This window comes from Actinomadura scrupuli (assembly GCF_050971785.1).
Taxonomy (GTDB): Bacteria; Actinomycetota; Actinomycetes; order Streptosporangiales; family Streptosporangiaceae; genus Actinomadura_E; species Actinomadura_E scrupuli.
On the sequence record NZ_JBPCCU010000010.1, the window covers coordinates 222,538 to 241,148 of the forward strand.

General features: G+C 64.7%; 9 protein-coding genes. 8 read left to right on the forward strand and 1 reads right to left on the reverse strand.

From position 1 onward, the window contains the following. The first annotated feature begins 1,144 nt into the window (after positions 1–1,144). Together ACRYCC_RS35340 and ACRYCC_RS35345 are read left to right on the forward strand one after the other, a co-directional pair. Complete coding sequence (locus ACRYCC_RS35340; protein WP_433818278.1) at positions 1,145–2,140, forward strand: hypothetical protein; 996 nt, start codon at positions 1,145–1,147, stop codon at positions 2,138–2,140. Between the two features lie 232 nt (positions 2,141–2,372). After that, positions 2,373–4,130: a S9 family peptidase gene (locus tag ACRYCC_RS35345; protein ID WP_433818279.1), complete on the forward strand. Its 1,758-nt coding sequence runs from the start codon at positions 2,373–2,375 to the stop codon at positions 4,128–4,130. A gap of 656 nt (positions 4,131–4,786) precedes the next feature. Here ACRYCC_RS35345 and ACRYCC_RS35350 read toward each other — a convergent pair. After that, positions 4,787–5,857, reverse strand: a complete 1,071-nt coding sequence (locus tag ACRYCC_RS35350) for a ribonuclease HI (RefSeq protein WP_433818281.1) — start codon at positions 5,855–5,857, stop codon at positions 4,787–4,789. Positions 5,858–6,130: 273 nt separating this feature from the next. On the opposite strand from ACRYCC_RS35350, the gene ACRYCC_RS35355 reads away from it, so the two are divergent. The 6 genes from ACRYCC_RS35355 (at position 6,131) to ACRYCC_RS35380 (ending at position 18,607) form a co-directional block, all read left to right on the forward strand. Further along, a complete protein-coding gene (locus tag ACRYCC_RS35355) occupies positions 6,131–7,774 on the forward strand; it encodes a DNA recombination protein RmuC (protein ID WP_433818282.1) in 1,644 nt (547 codons plus the stop codon). Between the two features lie 87 nt (positions 7,775–7,861). Further along, positions 7,862–9,934 carry an N-6 DNA methylase family protein gene (locus tag ACRYCC_RS35360; protein ID WP_433818284.1) on the forward strand — a complete coding sequence of 691 codons (2,073 nt, stop codon included), beginning with the start codon at positions 7,862–7,864 and terminating at the stop codon, positions 9,932–9,934. 35 nt (positions 9,935–9,969) lie between these two features. Beyond that, positions 9,970–11,577 (forward strand): class I SAM-dependent DNA methyltransferase, encoded by a 1,608-nt coding sequence (locus ACRYCC_RS35365; protein WP_433818285.1) that lies wholly within the window; start codon positions 9,970–9,972, stop codon positions 11,575–11,577. Further along, positions 11,570–12,757 (forward strand): restriction endonuclease subunit S, encoded by a 1,188-nt coding sequence (locus tag ACRYCC_RS35370; RefSeq protein WP_433818286.1) that lies wholly within the window; start codon positions 11,570–11,572, stop codon positions 12,755–12,757. The genes ACRYCC_RS35365 and ACRYCC_RS35370 overlap by 8 nt, the downstream gene beginning before the upstream one ends. Then, on the forward strand, positions 12,754–15,960 hold the full coding sequence (locus ACRYCC_RS35375) for a type I restriction endonuclease subunit R (RefSeq protein WP_433818288.1): 3,207 nt from the start codon (positions 12,754–12,756) through the stop codon (positions 15,958–15,960). The genes ACRYCC_RS35370 and ACRYCC_RS35375 overlap by 4 nt, the downstream gene beginning before the upstream one ends. Before the next feature lie 61 nt (positions 15,961–16,021). Next, complete coding sequence (locus tag ACRYCC_RS35380; RefSeq protein WP_433818289.1) at positions 16,022–18,607, forward strand: hypothetical protein; 2,586 nt, start codon at positions 16,022–16,024, stop codon at positions 18,605–18,607. The last annotated feature ends 4 nt before the right edge of the window (positions 18,608–18,611 follow it).

Sequence of the window (18,611 nt, forward strand, 5' to 3'; positions counted from 1 at the left end):
AGCCCTTTCGGCCGGTGTCGTCCGTGAACGGTTCCACGGCATCGCGAGCGGCCGACGGTAGAGCAGACCCAGCAGGGCAGCGGACGCGAGCAGGGCGAGTAGCAGGTTGAGTGCGGTCATGGGCTTGGTGTCCTCGTGTGTGGTCGACCGGGCGGGACCGGCCGTCAGCGGTCTTGGTCCGGCTGGTGCTGGTGATGTGGATACGACGGGATGCTGTACGGCCGTGAACGGCCAAGGGAGTGTGCTTGCGCGGGGCGCCTTGGTCGGCGTGCTGCTCGCGGGCTTCTGGGATACGGCTTTGGCGTGCTGGTGCTCATCACTTGCACGGTGGTGATGATGTGGTGGTCTGGAGTCTCTGGGTAGCGGCCGGTGATACGACCAGCGCTTCTGGACTGCACGCTGCGGATGGGGCGCGCTGATCGGCCAACGTCGGTGCGCACGCCGGTGGGTCTCTCGCCCGTGGTGCCTGTGTCGATGGCTGCGCCCGTGGTGTGGTGAGTGCCGGGCGACGGGCCGGGCGGCAGGCGGCTGGGCGGGCGCTGGCCGGGATGACGATACGACTGTGTACGGATGCCCGGGTGGCGCGGCGTACTGTCTGATCATGTACGTGCGGCCTTGGGCGTCGCGGCACAGGTAGATGCTCCAGGCCGCTGACCGGTACTGCCAGCAGCCCGCCGCGACCGCGAACCTGCTCCCGGCCGCCCATGAGCGGGCGGCGGTCGGCGGGGCCGTCACCAGCCATACCACCAGCACTGCGGCGCCGGTCCTCCCCCAGACCCGCGACCCGGTGAACACCGCGTGCGCCCGCCGCCATGCAGGCGCGGTAGCCCTCCGGCCACGGCGTTCCTGCCTCATTGCCTTCATCGAAGTCCCCCAGATGGTCGCCATCTGGGACTCATCACAACGGGTAATCGGCCGTGTTGAAAGGAGCACTTTCGCTCATTGAGCGGTTCCGATCACCCGGGCAGGAGCTACGTCCCAGGTTGCCGTGGTTTGGAGGGGGTGATCAAAACTGCTCAGCGACACAAAATGCTCACCCGTGTCGCGGCCCAGTGACCCACGACGCCTCAGCATTCCTGCCGAGAGTGATGTGGTGACTACGATGGGCGATCGAATCGTCGGTGAGTCGCCTGAGGGGGCGGGTGTGAGCGAAGAAGACGCGGGGTCGGCGTTGAAGCTTCTCGATGGGGTGGTCGAGGAGGAGGTCCTGACCGGATACCTCAAGCTGCTGGCGGCCGACGGATGCCCAGGGCAGGACGCGGAGGCTTTCCTCGGTTCGGCGGACCTGGTCCGTGCTCTGACGATCCGCGGCATGGCGTACCTGAGCCCGGCTGATCCCACGAACCCGCCGCGGTTGATCCCCGCGCCCGCGGATCTGGCGTTGGAGGCCGTTCTGGCGGAGCTGTGCGGGGGGCTGAACGATAGCCACGAACGGCTGATCAGCGGTCACCAGCGGCTGCGGGCTCTGCGGCAGGGTGACTCCCGGCCGAGTGGTGGTGAGCATCCGGCCGTCCAGGTCGTCACCGACCGGGACGAGATCACTCGGCTGTCCTACTCGCTGAGCAACACCGCGGTACGGGACCTGATGACGTTGGACAACTGCCTGCAGGAGACCCCGATCGACGAGACGACGGCCGTGCCGCCACTGCCGCGCTTCAAGGGCAGTATCCGGTGCCGATCGATCTATGAGACCGCCTGCCTCGAGCATCCCGTCGCGGCCAAGGTGATCGAGGTGTCCGTGCAGGCCGGCGAGGAGGCGCGGGTGCTGCCCCGCGTGGTGATGAAGATGAAGCTCATCGACGACACCACCGCGATGCTTCCGCTGACCGCCACGGGCATGGGGGGCATCGTGATCCTGCGCTCTGCGGTGATCATCGAGTGGATCCGGGAGTACTTCGAGCTGCAGTGGGAACGCGCCCTGCCGATCGGTACCAAGGCGGTCGACGGCCCGCCGCTGAACGAACTGCAGAAACAGATACTGCGCCTGCACAGTCAGGGGCTCCGGGACAAGGCGGTCGCCCGGCGCACGGATACCAGCGTGGCGACCGTACGGCGGCACGCCGCCATCATCAGCAATCTCCTGGGAGCCGAGACCCCCTTCGCCGCTGGCGTGGCAGCTGTCCGCCGAGGCTGGATCTGATGGCCCCCGAGTCGCCTGCGCGCCAATGAGCAGCAGCCCGCGGCCCGCACAGCGGCGCACCAACGCCCTTGATGACTTCGCCCACGCCAAGACTCGTCGTACCGCCGACCCTCAACTAGGAGCAGACCTCGTGACCGTGAATCGTGAAGCCACCTTCCCGTCAGCGCCTGCTCCAGCGGATGTAGCGCCGCCCTACCGTGACTTCGTTCCCCGGCAGCGGTTCCAGACCGGCTTGGCGGTTTCCCCCGACGGCACGCACGTCGCCTACTCCAGCAACGCCTCCGGACAGTTCGACCTGTGGGTGCACCCGCTGACCGGCGGAACACCGCGGCGGCTGACCCACCACGACGGCCAGACCGTACGGCAGATCACGTGGGCGCCCGATGGCGCGAGCCTGGTCTTCACCGCCGACACCGCGGGCGACGAACAACACCAGATCTACCGCGTCCCCACCAGCGGCGGACCTTCCCAGCCGATCACCACCGCTTCCGGCCAGCACGAGATCACCCGCGCCTCGTTCGACCCGCACGGACGGTTCCTGGCCTACACGGCCAACGACCGGGACGAGGCCGTACAGGAGCTCGTCATCCATGACCTGGACACCGGCGAACGGCAGCGGCACATCCCACCCGAGGGCATGAGGTACATGCGGTGCCTGATCTCCCCGGACGGGCGATGGCTGGTCGTCGCCGGAGTGCGTTCCAACACCGAGGTCGACTGCCGTGTTCTCGACCTGTCCTCCCCAGGTGCTGTTCTAATGCCCGTCACCGGTGCTCTGGCGGGTGACTACTTCTGGCCCAACGGTTGGTCGGACGACTCAGCCGGGTTCTACCTGACCACCACCAACTGGGGAGAATTCATCTCGGGCGCCTACCTGTGCCTCAGCGATGCGAGCCTCCAACCCATCGCCACGCCCGACTGGGAAGTCGAACAGGTCACCGCCCGAGGCGACACGCTGTTGTGGTCGGTGAACGAGGCCGGAACCTCACTTCTGCACGCCTCCAGAGCAGGGCAAGAGCTCACGCTGCCGCCACTGCCGCATTCGGTGATCACCGCGATAGACCTGGCCCCGGACGCCTCGCTGGCCGTCCTCCAGCTGGACGCCGCGACCCGCCCGACAGAGATCGCCGTCCTGGACCTGGCCGCCGGGACCTTCCGGTACCTCACCGACACCCGGCCACCCGGACTGCACACCGTCACGCCCGTGGAACCCGACACCATTGAGTTCGCCGCCCGCGACGGCCGGACCGTGCACGCCTTCCTGTACCGCCCCCATGGTGACGGACCGTTCCCCGCGGTGATGTCCATCCACGGCGGCCCCGAAATGCAAGAACGCCCCGAGTACCTACGCGCCGGCCTGTACCAGTACCTGCTCGCCCACGGCATCGCGATCCTCGCGCCGAACGTGGCCGGCTCCTCCGGGTACGGCCTGGCCTTCCAGACCTGCATCTACCGCGACTGGGGCGGCATCGACCTGCGCGACTGGGAGGACTCCGCCGCCCACCTGGCCGCCCTCGACTGGATCGACCCCTCACGTATTGCGGTGATGGGCGGCTCCTACGGCGGCTTCGCCACCCTGTCCTGCCTGTCACGCGTCCCCCGCCCCTGGGCGGCCGGGGTTTCCATCTGCGGACCCTCCAACCTCATCACCCTGGCCCGCGCCTGCCCGCCGACCTGGCGGCACTTCGTCAACAACGTTCTCGGCGACCCCGACAAGGACGCCGACCTGCTCAGCTCCCGCTCACCGGTTAACTACGTCGAGAACATCAACGCACCACTGTTCGTCATCCAAGGCGCCCAGGACCCCCGCGTCCCCAAAGCCGAAGCCGACCAGATCGTCGAGCGGCTCCGCGCCCGTGGTGTCGAGGTCCGCTACGACCTCTACGACGACGAAGGCCACGGCTTCACCAGACGGGACAACGAAATCCAGGCCTACACCGACATCGCCGACTTCCTCACCCACCACCTCCAAACAGCCCCACCGGAGTGATCCCACGACACGCGATGAGCACAAACACTCACATGAACACAAGTGAGCAGCCCTCTCCACGGACACCACCGGCAGCCGGAAACGACTGCCACCAAGGAGAAACCAGCCGGTCGGGGCACCCCGACTCGGCGTCTCGGGCCTCGCTTCTGATCAAAAACCCTCATGTGAGCCTCCACGGTGCTTGCACGATCTCCACCGCCACCCTTCAATAGCGGCGAGTGATCACAAGAACACGGAGGGCTTCAATGAAGATCGCAGCCGTAGGCAGCCGGCTCACCGCACGCCTCAACAACCGGCTACTTCCCCGGCGACCAGGCTCATCCCCGCTGCCACCCCGAAGAGCTCGCCTCAACATGCTTGCGGCCGGGTTTCCGCTGGCCAACGCCAGTCTGCTACCAGGCGACTTCAAACCCAGCACGTCGTGGCACACCGGACCCCAGATGCATTACCACAGCCTGTGGGGCTCGTGGAGTCTGCTACTCGCCGTACTGATCGTCGCCGCAGCGTGCGCTTCGCTCCACCACCGCCGGACACGCCGATCAGGCCAGGCTCAATAGCGTCAACAGTGCAGTGGTCAACTGCTGTGCGCCTTCAGCCGCGAATGCCTCGACGTCAGCGAAGGATCGGACCACGCTGGCCGCTCTGTCGACCGTTGCTCACGCTGCCCGATCGCCAAGGACAGCGGTGGCGCGCAAGGCGAATCGACTACGGATGTCGGCGAGTTCGTCGGCCACCGTACGCGGGTGGGCGCCGTTGCCTTCCAGGATGGCAAGGGCGGCCAAGCGGTCGGCCGCCTCGTTGAGGATGTGGCCGCAGTGGCCCTTGATCCAAATGACCTTGACGCGGTGGCGCTGGGCGTGGGCCTGGCGCATCCACGGCAAGGGATGCCGGCTACGGCGCTGGACCTCGTCGAGGCCGCCCTCCAGAACCCGGTTAATCAGGTCCACGCAGCCCTGGTTGTCGGAAAGGATAAGCAGTTCCCGGTCAGCCAGTTCAGGAGCAACCGCTGCCCTGCAGATCGCGATCATCTCGGCTTGGTGGATCTCGGTGGTGGCCGTCAGCCCATAGCCGACCTCGCCAGTCTCAGTAATCCATCCGTACCCGCAGGCCTCGCCACCACGGCCGGAAGCGTCCGTAGCGACGACCAGCCGCCCTTCGGTATCGAGTGATCCCTGGTAGCTGTGGATGAGCCGTTCACGGACTTCGGCAGCGCAAGTACCGCGGGCTTCCAGGGTCAGCGCCCCCACGTACTCGCGGAGCCGATTTCCGAACTCCTCCATGCGCTGACGTGCAATCCCCTGGCGGAAGATCAGCAGATCCAGTTCCTGTCGGACAGTTCGCAGCCGGGCTCGCATCGCCGGCGTGGATAGATCCGGGCGCGCGGCGAGCCGGGCTTCCAACCGCAACGCGTCGGCGCGAGTATCGCGGACGGCACGGGCAAGGTGGATCACCCACCTTTCCACGAGTGCGTCGTCGACCAGATACCGGTTGGGTGCGATGAGCGCGTCGCGCTGGACCTCATAAGCGAAGTGCTCGATATCCAGGTCGGACAGCTCCGCCAGCGGACCGGACAGCTGGTCATCGATCCATCCATGGCGGACCGCCCAGCGCCACATGCCCTGGCTCGGGACGGTGGTGCTCAGGTCGGTGAAACCACGGTTCCGTAGTTCGGTCTCGATCAGATGGCCCTCAGTGTCGGTCCAGGACGCCTCGCTCGTGTGGTTCATGGCAGCCTCCGGGGCTTGAGTTCGTCGGGGGAAGACGATTCGCCCACGGTAGGAGCTACTTCTTTGCTGGCAATAAGCAATTACTGATAAGGCCAGTTATCAGCGATCCAATCGATATAAGGCAAGGCTCGGCCTTATGGTCATTGCCACCTGGGACACAGCGGCTTCGCGAGGGCCGTGGGTCACAGTGACCGCACCTTCCCCAACCGGCCCATTTACCGGGTCGGCGCGGCTTCCCCGGAGGTATCGACCATGAACGCACTATCTGTGACCGTGCTGGTTCTGCTGTCCGCCGTTGGCTTCGGCGGGATCGGTTACCTGATCGCAAGGAGCCGGACCGCCGCCGAACGCGGGCGACTGGAGATGGACCTTAAGGTCGCCGAGGAACGCGTCCGACAAGCCGCGACCCACACCCAGGAGTTGCGTGCTGAACGCGACGAGGCGAAGGATCGTGCGGACCGTTGGGAGAAGACCCAGGCCGAGCAGTCGGCCGAACGGCGTGGTCAGGCCGAGCGGCTCGTAGGTCTCAGCACGGAGTTGACGTCCGTCCGGGAGAAGCTGAGCGGCGCTGAGGCCGAGGTTGAACGGTTGCGTGCCGCTGCCGCCGGCCAGCGACAGGAGAACGAGGCTTTGCTCCGCGATCTGCGTGAGCGCGACCAGCAGAACGCGGCGCTGTCCACCGTCGACGGCCAACGTCAGCGGGAACTGATGGAGTGCAAGCAGCAGCTGGCCGGGCTCCAGGTAGAGCGGCAGGCCCTGCGCGAGCAGGCCGCGGCTGTGGAAGCGGCGCGCAAGGAGCTGGATCAGTCCCGCGAGGACAACAACAGGATGCAGACCGAGAGCTTTCGGGCACTGGCCGCGCAAATGCTGGCCGCATCGGAGGAGAAGCTGGTCGCCGCGGCGGACGGGAAGCTCAGTGCGACCAATGCGGCGATGCGCGAGCGCCTGGAGCAGATGGACCTGTACCTGCGGCAGTTCGACAGCCAGCGGGCGTCGGCGGACGCTCAGCTCAAGCAGCAGATCACCCAGTTGGCCGAGGAGAACGCCAAGGGCCGCGAGCAGACCCGCTCACTGGTCGAGGCGCTGCGCAAGCCACAGGTACGCGGTGCCTGGGGCGAGATGCACCTGAAGCGGTCGGTCGAGCTCGCCGGGATGCAGGAGCACTGCGACTTCGCCACTCAGGTTCAGGTCGAGGGAGACGATGGTCGGCTCCGGCCGGACCTGGTGGTCAATCTGGCTGGCGGCAAGCGTGTGGTCGTGGACGCGAAGGTCTCTCTGGCCGCGTTCCTGGCCGCCACCGAGGCGACCGACGACGCGGAACGAGAGCGGTGCTGGGCCGACCACGCCAAGCAGCTCCGCAAGCACGTCGACGCATTGGCGGGCAAGGAGTACTTCCGCAAGGTCGCCGGCAGCCCGGAGTTCGTGGTGATGTTCCTTCCGGGCGAGTCGCTGCTCCACCCGGCGTTGGAGCGTGACCCGCAACTGCTGGAGTACGCCGTCGGCAAGCGCGTCATCGTCGCCGGTCCTACCAACCTCATCACGATGCTGCGTACGGTCGCGTTCGCCTGGACCCAGGCCGCACTGCAGGACAACATGCAGCAGGTGTACGAGCTGGGACGAGAGCTGTACGAGCGGCTCGGCACGCTCGGCGGCCACCTCAGCACGCTCGGAACGAACCTCGGCAGTTCGGTCAACGCCTACAACAGGGCGATCGGCTCGCTGGAGAGCCGGGTGCTGGTGACGGCCCGCAAGTTCCAGACCCTGAAGGTCGTCGAAGACGATCTCAAGCCGGTCAGACCGGCCGAGCAGGCCGTACGCCCGTTGGGCAGCGCCGAACTGCTCGCCTCAGCCGAAGCGGAACGCACGGTTCGCGCTCTGCCCTCAGCCGATGCCAACGGAAGAGCCGAGACAGCCTGATAACCCGGCTTATCGGCATGTTCTCGGCCAAATTCCAAGGACCCATCTAGAGTTCTCCATGTGCGGGTCACGAAAGGAGGTGCTGACATGACAACTCCCCACGGGACCGCACAACTGATGTCAATGACGGAGATCGCGGAACTCGCAAACGTCCGGCGACCGGTCGTCACCACGTGGCGACGGCGGCACGAAACCTTTCCCAAGCCTTCCGCCGGTGATCAGGCCCATCCGCTCTTCGACTCCGAGCAGATCGTCTCCTGGCTGGTCGAGACCGGGCGAGCGCAGCGCAGCACGATCGAAGGCGATCTGCGGCTCTACACGCTCGCTCGGCTCGGCGCCCAGATGCCGCCACGGGCGCTGATCTCTTCGCTCACCGCGCTGATCTGCCTGCGTCACCTCACCGATGACGAACTCGACGATGGAACGCCGGGGCTGATCGCTCGACTCCGCGAACTCGCCCAGGGTGTGGATCCGGACGACCGCCTGTTGCTGTCGGAGATCAGGGCAGTGCGCGCGTCCTGGCTGCCGCAGGTCGTGGACGACCTGGTGGAGGCCGCCTGGGGCACTCAGAACGCCTTCGAGAGAGTGATGGAGGTCCGGGAACGGCTGGGGGCGGTGGAGTTGTCGGTCGACCGGCTCGACCCCACGCTGGTAGGACTCATCGCCAAGCTCACCGACGCCGTCCAGCAGGCCGACCGTGACGGGGCGGCCCGGATCGCCGACCCCTATGCGGGAGCCGGTGACCTTCTGCTCGCAGTGGCCGCCACGACCCGTGATGATCAGGAACTACGTATCACCGCCAGCTGCCCCGACCCGTACGTGGCCCGGCTGACCCGTCGCCGATTGGCTGTCCGCGACCTGCATGAAGGCGGCTTCGAGGTGCGTACGGATCCGAAGGACGACCTGGAGGACGCAAATATCATCGTCACCCAGGTGCCCTACCGGCCAGCCGAAGAACGCTCCGACGCGGACGCACTGCGGCTGCTCAACGACATCTCGTTGCGGCTCGCCCCTGGAACAATCGCGGTGGTTGTGGCTCCGGCGGACACCATCGCCGGGCTCGATCCCGCGGCCGATGCCGGTACGCTCCGCTCCGAGTTGCTTGCTTCTGGCTCGGTGAAGGCGATCGTTCGGCTGCCCGGCGGGCTGGTGCCATACCGCCCGGGCTATGAGGTGGCGCTGTGGGTACTCAGCGCAGACTACAGCTCGTCCTTGCGCGGCTGGGCGCTGCTCGCCGACGTCTCCGACCCCGACCTGACCTCTACGGTCACCGACGCGCTGGCCACCGATGTGCTCACCTGGCGGCACGAGGCCTTCGATCCCGATGCGCACGCCCGTACGTTCGCAGTTCAGACACCGGTCGCCGCCCTGGTGACCTCACCACGCCCGCTCACCCCCCGCTACCTGCCAACTGAACGGGAGCTCTACCAGGATGTCCCCGAACGGGTCGCCCGGGCCCTGGAGTTGGAACGCGTACTACGCGAGGTACGGCCAGACCGCCCGATGCTGCACAGCGACCTCGCCACCCGCGCCAATCCCATTCCGCCCCGTACCTCCACGATCAGCGAACTCACCAGAGGTGGCCGGGCCAAAACCAACCGGCTGTCCCTACGGAAGGGCACCCGGATCGCCCCCGAACTCATCAGGCTTGGCGACGACACCGCCACCCGAGCGCACTCCTACCCGGTACTCGGCCCGCCGGAGGCGCTGGGCCGGACACCGCTCGGCGCCAGGCGCATCGACCGGATCGCCTTCGAGACCTCCTACCCGAAAGCTCAGCGCAGCCTGCCCGGTGACGTCATCATCACAGCCGTCCCGGAGCCGGCCGCAGTCATCGATCACGACGGCTACTCGGTGGTCGAGTTTCCGGCCCGAATCCTGCGTGTCACCGAGCGAGGCAAGGAACAATTCACCCCGCGAGTCCTCGCTGCACTGCTCAACCGAGCCGGACGGCCCGAGGGCGCGATTCGCCCCGTGCAACGGCTCGAAGAGCTGCGGCTGCCACTACTCTCGGCGGCCGACCTGGCCCAGTTCGACCGGCTGCTGGCCGAACTCGAAGAACGCCGTAGGCAGGCGTGGAAGGAGATTCATGCTCTTGACGAACTGCGTCGTATCGCCGTTGCCGGCCTCTCCGACGGAACCTTGACTCTCACCATCTAAGCCCAGCGATCGACACAGCCACGCGAAGGAGAACGATGCCACCCCGCAAGACGGCCGCAGGCCAGGGTGAACTGCCCGGCATATCGACGATGGCAGATCTCAAGGAGATCCTCTGGAAGGCCGCCGACAAGCTCCGCGGCTCCATGGACGCCGGCCAGTATAAGGACTTCGTCCTCGGCCTGGTCTTCCTCAAGTACGTCTCCGACGCGTTCGAGGAGCGGCGTGAGCAGATCCGTCAAGAGTTGATCAACGAGGGAGTCCCCGAGTCCCGGCATGCCGGATTCCTCGATGACCCGGATGAGTACGAGCGCGAGGGCATCTTCTGGGTGCCCGAAGGCGGCCGCTGGGCCGACTTGGCCGCCCAGGCGAAGTCTGGCGCGATTGGTGAACTGATCGACGCCGCGATGGACGCCATCATGAAGACCAACCCCTCACTCACAGGTGTCCTCCCCAAGCTCTTCAACCGCGACAACGTCGACCAGCGGCGGCTCAGCGAGTTGGTCGATCTGATCAGCGACGCTCGCTTCAGCGGCCACGAGGGCAAATCCGCCCGCGATGTGCTGGGCGAGGTCTACGAGTACTTTCTGGAGAAGTTCGCCCGAGCCGAGGGCAAGCGCGGCGGAGAGTTCTACACGCCCGCCAGCGTGGTCCGGATCCTGGTCGAGATCCTCGAACCGTACAAGGGACGGGTGTACGACCCATGCTGCGGGTCGGGCGGCATGTTCGTGCAAGCCGAGAAGTTCGTGCTGAGCCATCGGGGCCGCCGCGACGACATCGCCGTCTACGGGCAGGAAGCCAACGAGCGGACTTGGCGGCTGGCGAAGATGAACCTCTCCATCCACGGGATCAGCGGTGATCTGTCCACCTTGTGGGCCGACACCTTCTACGAGGACAAGCACCCCGATATCAAAGCCGACTATGTGATGGCCAACCCGCCGTTCAACATGTCGGACTGGTATCGCAAGACGGACGACCCGCGCTGGCGTTTCGGCACCCCACCGGCCGGGAACGCCAACTTCGCCTGGATCCAGCACATCATCTCCAAGCTCGGCACCCGCGGCAGCGCCGGCGTGGTCATGGCCAACGGCTCGATGTCCTCCAAGCAATCCGGCGAAGGCGAGATCCGCACAGCCCTAGTCGAAGCCGATCTGGTCGCCTGCATGGTCTCCCTACCGCCTCAACTCTTCCGCACCACCCAGATCCCCGCCTGCCTCTGGTTCTTCGCCAAGGACAAGAGTTCACGCGGCGGCCACACCGACCGGCAAGGCCAGGTGCTCTTCATCGACGCACGCAATATGGGCACCATGGTCGACCGCACCGAGCGTGTCCTCACAGTTGACGACGCCGCCAAGATCGCCGACGCCTACCATGCCTGGCGCGGCACAGCCAGCGCTCGTGATGCGGGTTTGGCCTACGCCGACGAACCCGGCTTCTGCTACTCGGCCAACCAGGACGAGATCCGCACTCATGACCACGTCCTGAGCCCGGGACGCTACGTCGGCGCTCCCGAAGATGACGTCAGCGATGACGAACCCATCGCCGAAAAAATCGATCGCCTCGCCAAGGACCTCTTTATTCACTTCGATGAGTCCGCCCGCCTCGAGCAGATCGTTCGCACACAACTGGAGCGCATCGATGCCTGAGTGGCCTAAAGTTCCTTTTGTACAGCTTGCAGCGCAAGGAAAGAGTAGTTTCTCTATCGGGCCGTTCGGATCCGCAATCACCAAGGAGAACTATGTAGCTCATGGCGTTCCCGTTGTTCGCGGCATCAACCTAGCCCGTGGCATCTTCCACGATGACGAGTTCGTCTATATTACCGAGGGGAAGGCCGACGAGCTAGCTAATGCCAACCTTGCACCCGGGGATCTAGTCTTCACTCACAGGGGGACAATTGGCCAGGTATCAATGATCCCCCGAGTGCCACGTTTCTCGCGATATGTGCTTTCATCTAGTCAAGTAAAAGCTCGGCTTGATGAATCGCTGACCATCCCTGAATTCTACTTCTACTGGTTTCGATCACCGGTCGGTCAGCACACTCTGCTGGCAAATGCGTCAACGGTTGGAGTTCCTGGCATCGGACAGCCCCTTGCAACGATTAAGTCGCTTAAGGTCCCCTGCCCTCCCCGCTTGACTCAGGAAGGAATCGCGACAGTACTGGGAGCACTCAACGACAAGATCGCCGTCAACAACCGCATCGTAAATACAAATCGAGAGCTTAGCCTATGCCTGTATAGGAGATCAATTTTCAATGAGTTCAAGCAATCGACAATTGGCCAGGCGGTAACATTTCACAATAAATCCCGCGTGCCACTTTCCTCCCGACAGCGCAAAGAATTTCAGGGACCATACCCTTACTATGGGGCAAACGGAATAGTGGATCACGTTGCAGAATATCGATTTGACGGCGACTATATCCTCGTCGGCGAAGACGGCAGCGTAGTTACGAAGAACGGCTCTCCAGTCGTCCGACATGCGCATGGACAGTTCTGGGTAAGCAATCATGCCCACGTTCTCAGTGGAGATGCAATATCAAATGAGCTACTTCATTGCGCTCTTCGCGATTCCGACGTACGTCCATATGTGACGGGCGCCGTACAGCCCAAACTGAGCATGGGAAATCTGAAGAAGGTTTCAATAATCCTTCCGTTGGAGCGCCATCGTCTTGCACTGGAAGCCGAGCTCGGATTCCTCGCATCTCTGGCACTTATCAAATCGACTGAGAATCAGTCACTCGCAGAATTGCGGGACACGCTGCTACCGAAGTTGATGTCGGGGGAGATCAAGGTTCGGGACGCGGAGAAGGCGGTGGAGGAGGCCGTATGAGCGGGTACAGCGAATCGGACCTAGAGCATGACGTCCTGGAGATCCTGGCCGAGCTCGGATGGGAGCCCCATGAAGGGAAGCAGATCGCCAAGGGCTCGGGTGAGCGTGAGTCCTGGAAAGAGCTGATCATCCCGGGCCGGCTGCGGGAAGCGATCGCGAAGATCAACCCGGGCCTGCCAGCGCCATCCGTGAATGAGGTCGTGGACCTGATCCTCACCCCGCAGTCACAGGACGTCAGGAGCGAGAACTTCCGGATCCACGAATTCCTGACCCGGGGCATCCGCGGGATCAGCTACAACGACGAATACGGCGCCGAGAAGAACCCGACCGTCCACCTGATCGACCGGGCCGACCCTTACCGCAACGACTTCCTCGCGGTCCGGCAGGTCATGGTCGTCGACGGGGACGAGCGGCGCCGCTTCGACGTGGTCCTCTACGTCAACGGGCTGCCGCTGGCGATCTTCGAGCTGAAGAAGGCCGGCGACGAACACGCCACCCCCGAGACCGCGCACGCCCAGCTCATGGCCTATGTCCGAGACGTATGGCAGTCCTTCCGCTGCAACGTCATCTGCCTAGCCTCCGATGGCCTGCACGCCCGGTATGGCACGGCGTTCACCCCGTACAACCACTTCGCCCCGTGGAACGTCGACGACGCTGGTAAGCCGGTGGAGCAGCCCGCGCCCACCTGGGAAGAGTCGGAGTTGAGCCTCACCCTGCACGGCCTGTTCGACCAACGGCGGTTCATGGAACTGCTGGACGGCTATGTGGCCTTCTCCCAGTCCGACGAGGGCATGTTGAAGCGAGTCGCCAAGCCGCACCAGTATTTCGCGGTCGCCAGGGCGATCGGCAAGACCGTCGAGGCGGTGCGCAGCAACGGCAAGGCCGGCGTGGTCTGGCACACCCAGGGGTCCGGCAAGTCCATGGAGATGGAGCTCTACTCCAACCAGGTGCTCAAGCACCCGGCCCTGGGCAACCCCACCATCGTGGTCATTACCGACCGTACAGACCTGGACGACCAGCTGTTCGACGGCTTCAACGCCAGCGAGCTACTGCCGGAGAAGCCGGTCCAGGTGACCAGTCGGAGCCAACTACGGACCGAGCTGACCAACCGGCGTACTGGTGGGATCTACTTCACCACCCTGCAGAAGTTCGGCAAGACCAAGGTGGAGAAGGACGCGGGGAAGGCCCACCCGTTGTTGTCGGACCGGCGCAACATCATCGTGATCGTCGATGAGGCCCACCGCAGCCACTACGACAGCCTCAACGGCTATGCCCGGCACCTGCGCGACGCGCTCCCGTATGCCACGATGATCGCGTTCACCGGGACCCCCCTCTCCGAGGCGGACCGCGACACCCAGGCGGTGTTCGGCGACTACATCGACATCTACGACCTCACCCGGGCCGTCAACGACGGCGCGACCGTACCAGTCTACTACGAGAGCCGCCTGATCCCGGTCAAGCTCCCCGAGGACACCGATCCCGAGCAGCTCGATGAGGAAGCCGACAAGGCCACCGAAGGTCTGGACGACTCCGAACGCCGCCAGGTCGAGCAGGCCGCCGCCGTGCTCAACGCCGTGTACGGCGCCCCTGCCCGGCTGAAGAAACTGGCCGCCGACATAGTCGGGCACTGGGAGGCCCGGTCGGAGTCGATGAAGGAGTTCATCGACGCGCCCGGCAAGGCGATGATCGTGTGCAGCACGCGGGAGATCTGCGCGAAGCTGTACGAGCAAATTATTGCCATAAAGCCGGACTGGCACTCAGATGCCATCGACAAGGGCAAGATCAAGGTCGTTTACAGCACCACCAACGGCGATTCCGAGGAAATCCTTGAGCACCGGCTGCGGCCATCGCAGCACAAGGCCGTTCAGGGTCGGATGAAGAATGCTGACGACGAGCTCGAACTGATCATCGTCAAAGACATGCTGCTCACCGGGTTCGACGCCCCGCCGCTGCACACCCTGTACCTAGACCGCTCGATGCGCGGCGCGCAGCTCATGCAGACGCTGGCTCGGGTCAATCGCACCTTCCGCAACAAGCAGGACGGCCTGATGGTGGGGTACGCCCCGCTGCACGAGAACCTGCTCGCGGCGCTGGCCGAATACACCAGTGACGACCAGCACAACAAGCCGATGGGCCGGGAGCTGGACGACGCGCTGGACAAGGTACGCGACCTCGTCGACGTCCTTGGCAACACCCTGCTGGCCGGCTACCCATGGAGAGAGAACCTCCGAGCCAAGAACCCGAAGGCGTACCGCGACACAGTGCTGGGTGCGACGAACTACCTACGGGATCCGAAGAATCCCCTCAACCAGGTCACCGACCCCGAAGAGCTGACGCTTAAGGAGCGGTTCGCCAAAGAGGCCGCGCGGCTGACCCGGTTCTTCGCGCTGTGCTCCAGCAGCGGAGAACTGAACGACCTGCGCGACGACATCTCCTTCTTTCGCGACGTACGGGTGTGGGTCGCCAAGTACGACGCCGCCGAACGTCAGTCTGAGGGGCGGCCGATCCCCGCCGACGTGGAGCTGTACCTCAAGCAGCTCACCGCGGGCGCGATCGAGGCCGGTGACGTGACCGACCTGTTCACAGCAGCCGGGTTGGAACGACCGAACTTGTCGCATCTGGACGATGAGTACGTCAAGCAGATGCAGCAGGCCAAGAACCCGGCCTTGGCGATCGAGGCGCTGCGCCGGCTGGTCCAGCAGGAGATGCGCAAGGTCACCAAGCACAACATCGTTCGGCAGCAGAGCTTCTCCGACCGGCTCATCGCGCTGATGCGCAAGTACACCAACCAGAATCTCACTGCCGCCGAGATCATCGCCGAGCTGGTCGCCATGGCCAAGGAGGTCTCCGCCGACGCCGACCGCGGCCAGCGCTTCAATCCAGCACTCCACCCCGACGAACTGGCCTTCTACGACGCAGTCGCAGCCAAGGACTCTGTCGTAGTCCTCATGGGCGAGGGCGAACTCTCCAACGGAGAAGAGAAGCTCGCCGCCATCGCCCGCGACCTGGTCAAAGCCGTACGCCGTAACCTCTCCACCGACTGGACCGCTCGCGACGACGTCCAGGCCAAACTCCGCTCCATCATCAAGCGACTACTCGCCATTCACGGCTACCCTCCTGATGAGGAGAAGGACGCCATCGACAAGGTCATCCGCCAACTGGAAACCTTCGCCGACGAGTGGTCACCTAATGCAGACCAGTGATAGCCACAGGCGAAAGTCAAGCGACTCCTCGCGAACTGCTGAAAGCGCATCCCCTCGCGAGTTGGTGAAGATGGCCAGCTCTATCCGGGAGCGGGCCTCTAAAGGTGTCGACCTGGGGACCGTGCGTAGGGAGCTTAACAAGTTCAGCACCAGAGAGAACGCCATAGCGGCCATCTCCTACGCGCTATGGCAGATCGAGGGAGAACGGGTCGCTTACGGCCTGGGAGACGGCCTGGCGCCGAAGCGGACTTCTCTCGATCGAGAGCGGACTCTGCTGGAGCGCGTTCTTGCACACCTTTCCGAGGCCAGCCGTGCCGCCCATCTTCGGCGGCTCGCCGGGGTTCCCCGAGCCTCGTCCGCGCCGAATCACCTATCGGCCATGGTCATGCAGCATGTCGGCAAGCTCTCCTTTCAGAAGATCCTTCGTGAGGTCCTCGCCGGTCGGCACCTCCCGCCGAACGCGATTCATCCTCCGGATAACCCCGGCTATGTCTGGGCCTCTACCAATGGACTGCTCCCCAAACCGAACCCCCCGGTCGACCAGTTGCTTCGGCAGAGCGACGAATCCTTCGTCGCCACCATGCTCGAAGACGCCCTCAATCCTGGGCATCTGCCTGATCATCCGGCGGTCGCGACACGGCGGCTCACCCTGGCATCCGCAGCCGAGCGTCAGATGCGCTACCGAGTCGGCCAGGTTGAGGAACGGATCGGCAACCTCTCTCCGCGCGACCGCACCGCCACGTACTTCCGAGAACTACGCGAGGCGTATGAGCGCGCCGGGATGCTCGCACTGCGTCAGCGGCAGAGCGAATCGGTAACGGCCGAGCTGGAGTTTCGGGTCAAGCGTCTGGTCCGCGGTCCAGTCTTCATGAGCCTCCGAGCCGACTGCCTCCAAGAGGCGGCGGCCATCGCCGCCAAAGAGAAACCCGATCTTTGGGGGGCCGTCCTGATAGCCGTGGTTTCGCACCAGCGTCACTGCCCCGAGGCCAAGGCGTCCTTCCCGTGCGCCGAATGCGCGCCGATGTTGGCCAAGTCCATCACTTCAGCAGGCCGGGCGCCGGCCTCCGTGCCGAAGCAGCCAGGCCATCCAGCGACTGTCGACGATGTCACCATCGTAGAACGGCCCAACGTTCCTCCGGCGGATCGGGAGCTGCCCAAGCCTGCAGCACAGCTGCGGGAGGGCGCCCTGATTGTCGCCGTCAACGCCCACGCCAATCCCCGTTCGACCGTGGTGGGCCTCGCCTGGGTTTCTGAAGACGGTCAGGCCGGGGTCGCCACCGACCACGCAAGTTCGCTGCGCGAAGCGCAGCTTCTAGCGATCTGCCGGGCTGTGGCCGACCTCCAGGACACCGGACTGCCTATCGACATCCTCAGCCCCAACCAGCAAGTAACCGGAGATGCCAGGCTCCTGCTCCGCCAGACATCGGGCCAGCCACCTGCGATCAAGTCGGAGATCCCAGGGGCAACAGACCTGCTGAACTACCTGGTAAGCCGCGCAGGAAAGATTCAGGTACACACGGCGGGCAGTACGCACAAGAAGCATGAGCCCCTCATCGAGGCAACTCGGGGGCTCGCCAAGATCGCGCTCGGGGTCATCCGAGGGGACAGCTCTCAAAAAAACCTCGAGAGAAAGGTCTCCCAGGTCTCAGAACGCTTCAGCGTATCGGACAGCCCCCGACTCCTGGGCCCAGGCGAAAGCGCAGCCAGCCCCACTGTGCGCAAGGATCGAGATGGGCTTGTCTGGACCCAAGCACTGCACGCCCATCACCTGCGCTCACGGGCCATATCATTGCCCGCCGAAATCAGATCAGCAATAAGACAATCATTTCACGGCGAGGCCAGGATTCCGCTGACGATCTATCACCGGTCCGGGGAACTCCTCGCGGACAAAGCAATGAGAACCGTACGGGTCCAGACAGGAAACGCGGAGCCGGATCTGACTTCGCCGGGCTGGCCACGCGATTTTTTCCCAGGGATCATCGTCAAGTGTTCTTGGCAGCGGCGCACGAAGATGCTGACCGCAAAGACCCTTCGACTCGGCTCACCCTCCCGCATCGAAGACAGATTGATCAGCTACGACTACGATCCGCGGGTCCTCACCCGAGAGACGGCCCCCGGGGGTACCGGATCGGACGCCCCGAAGGGTCTCAGCGTCTCCGACTGGGTACTCCGGACGCTCCAGATCCTGGGTTACCTCGACATAGACGGCCGCGCCGTACTCGCCGAGGAGTCCCTAGAACGGAACATGGTCGAGCTCGGCTTCCCCGCCCAGCAACTACACCAAGTGACCGAGGCCGTGAAGGGACTGATCCGAGACGGAGGGATTCGGAAGGTGCAGGGATCGATCGGGCCCGGTGGATATCCGATCTTCCCCGCCATACGATATCGCCCGCCTGTGGAACTGCTTAGCTTCCAACCCAAGGTAGCCAAGGCTCGGGCCGAGTCACGGCCGCCGACTCAACGCATGCCACCACCCCACCGACCTCAATACGTATCCGGATTCGTGCGACGACTCCCGTCCGGATACACCGCCAGCGACGAGGCCATCGACGCCCACGCCGACGCCCAGCGTAGGGCAGAACTCGCCAACGACGGATCACTCAAGCCCGGCTACACGTTCGTCCGTCGTCATCGCAGGAACCACTGATCCA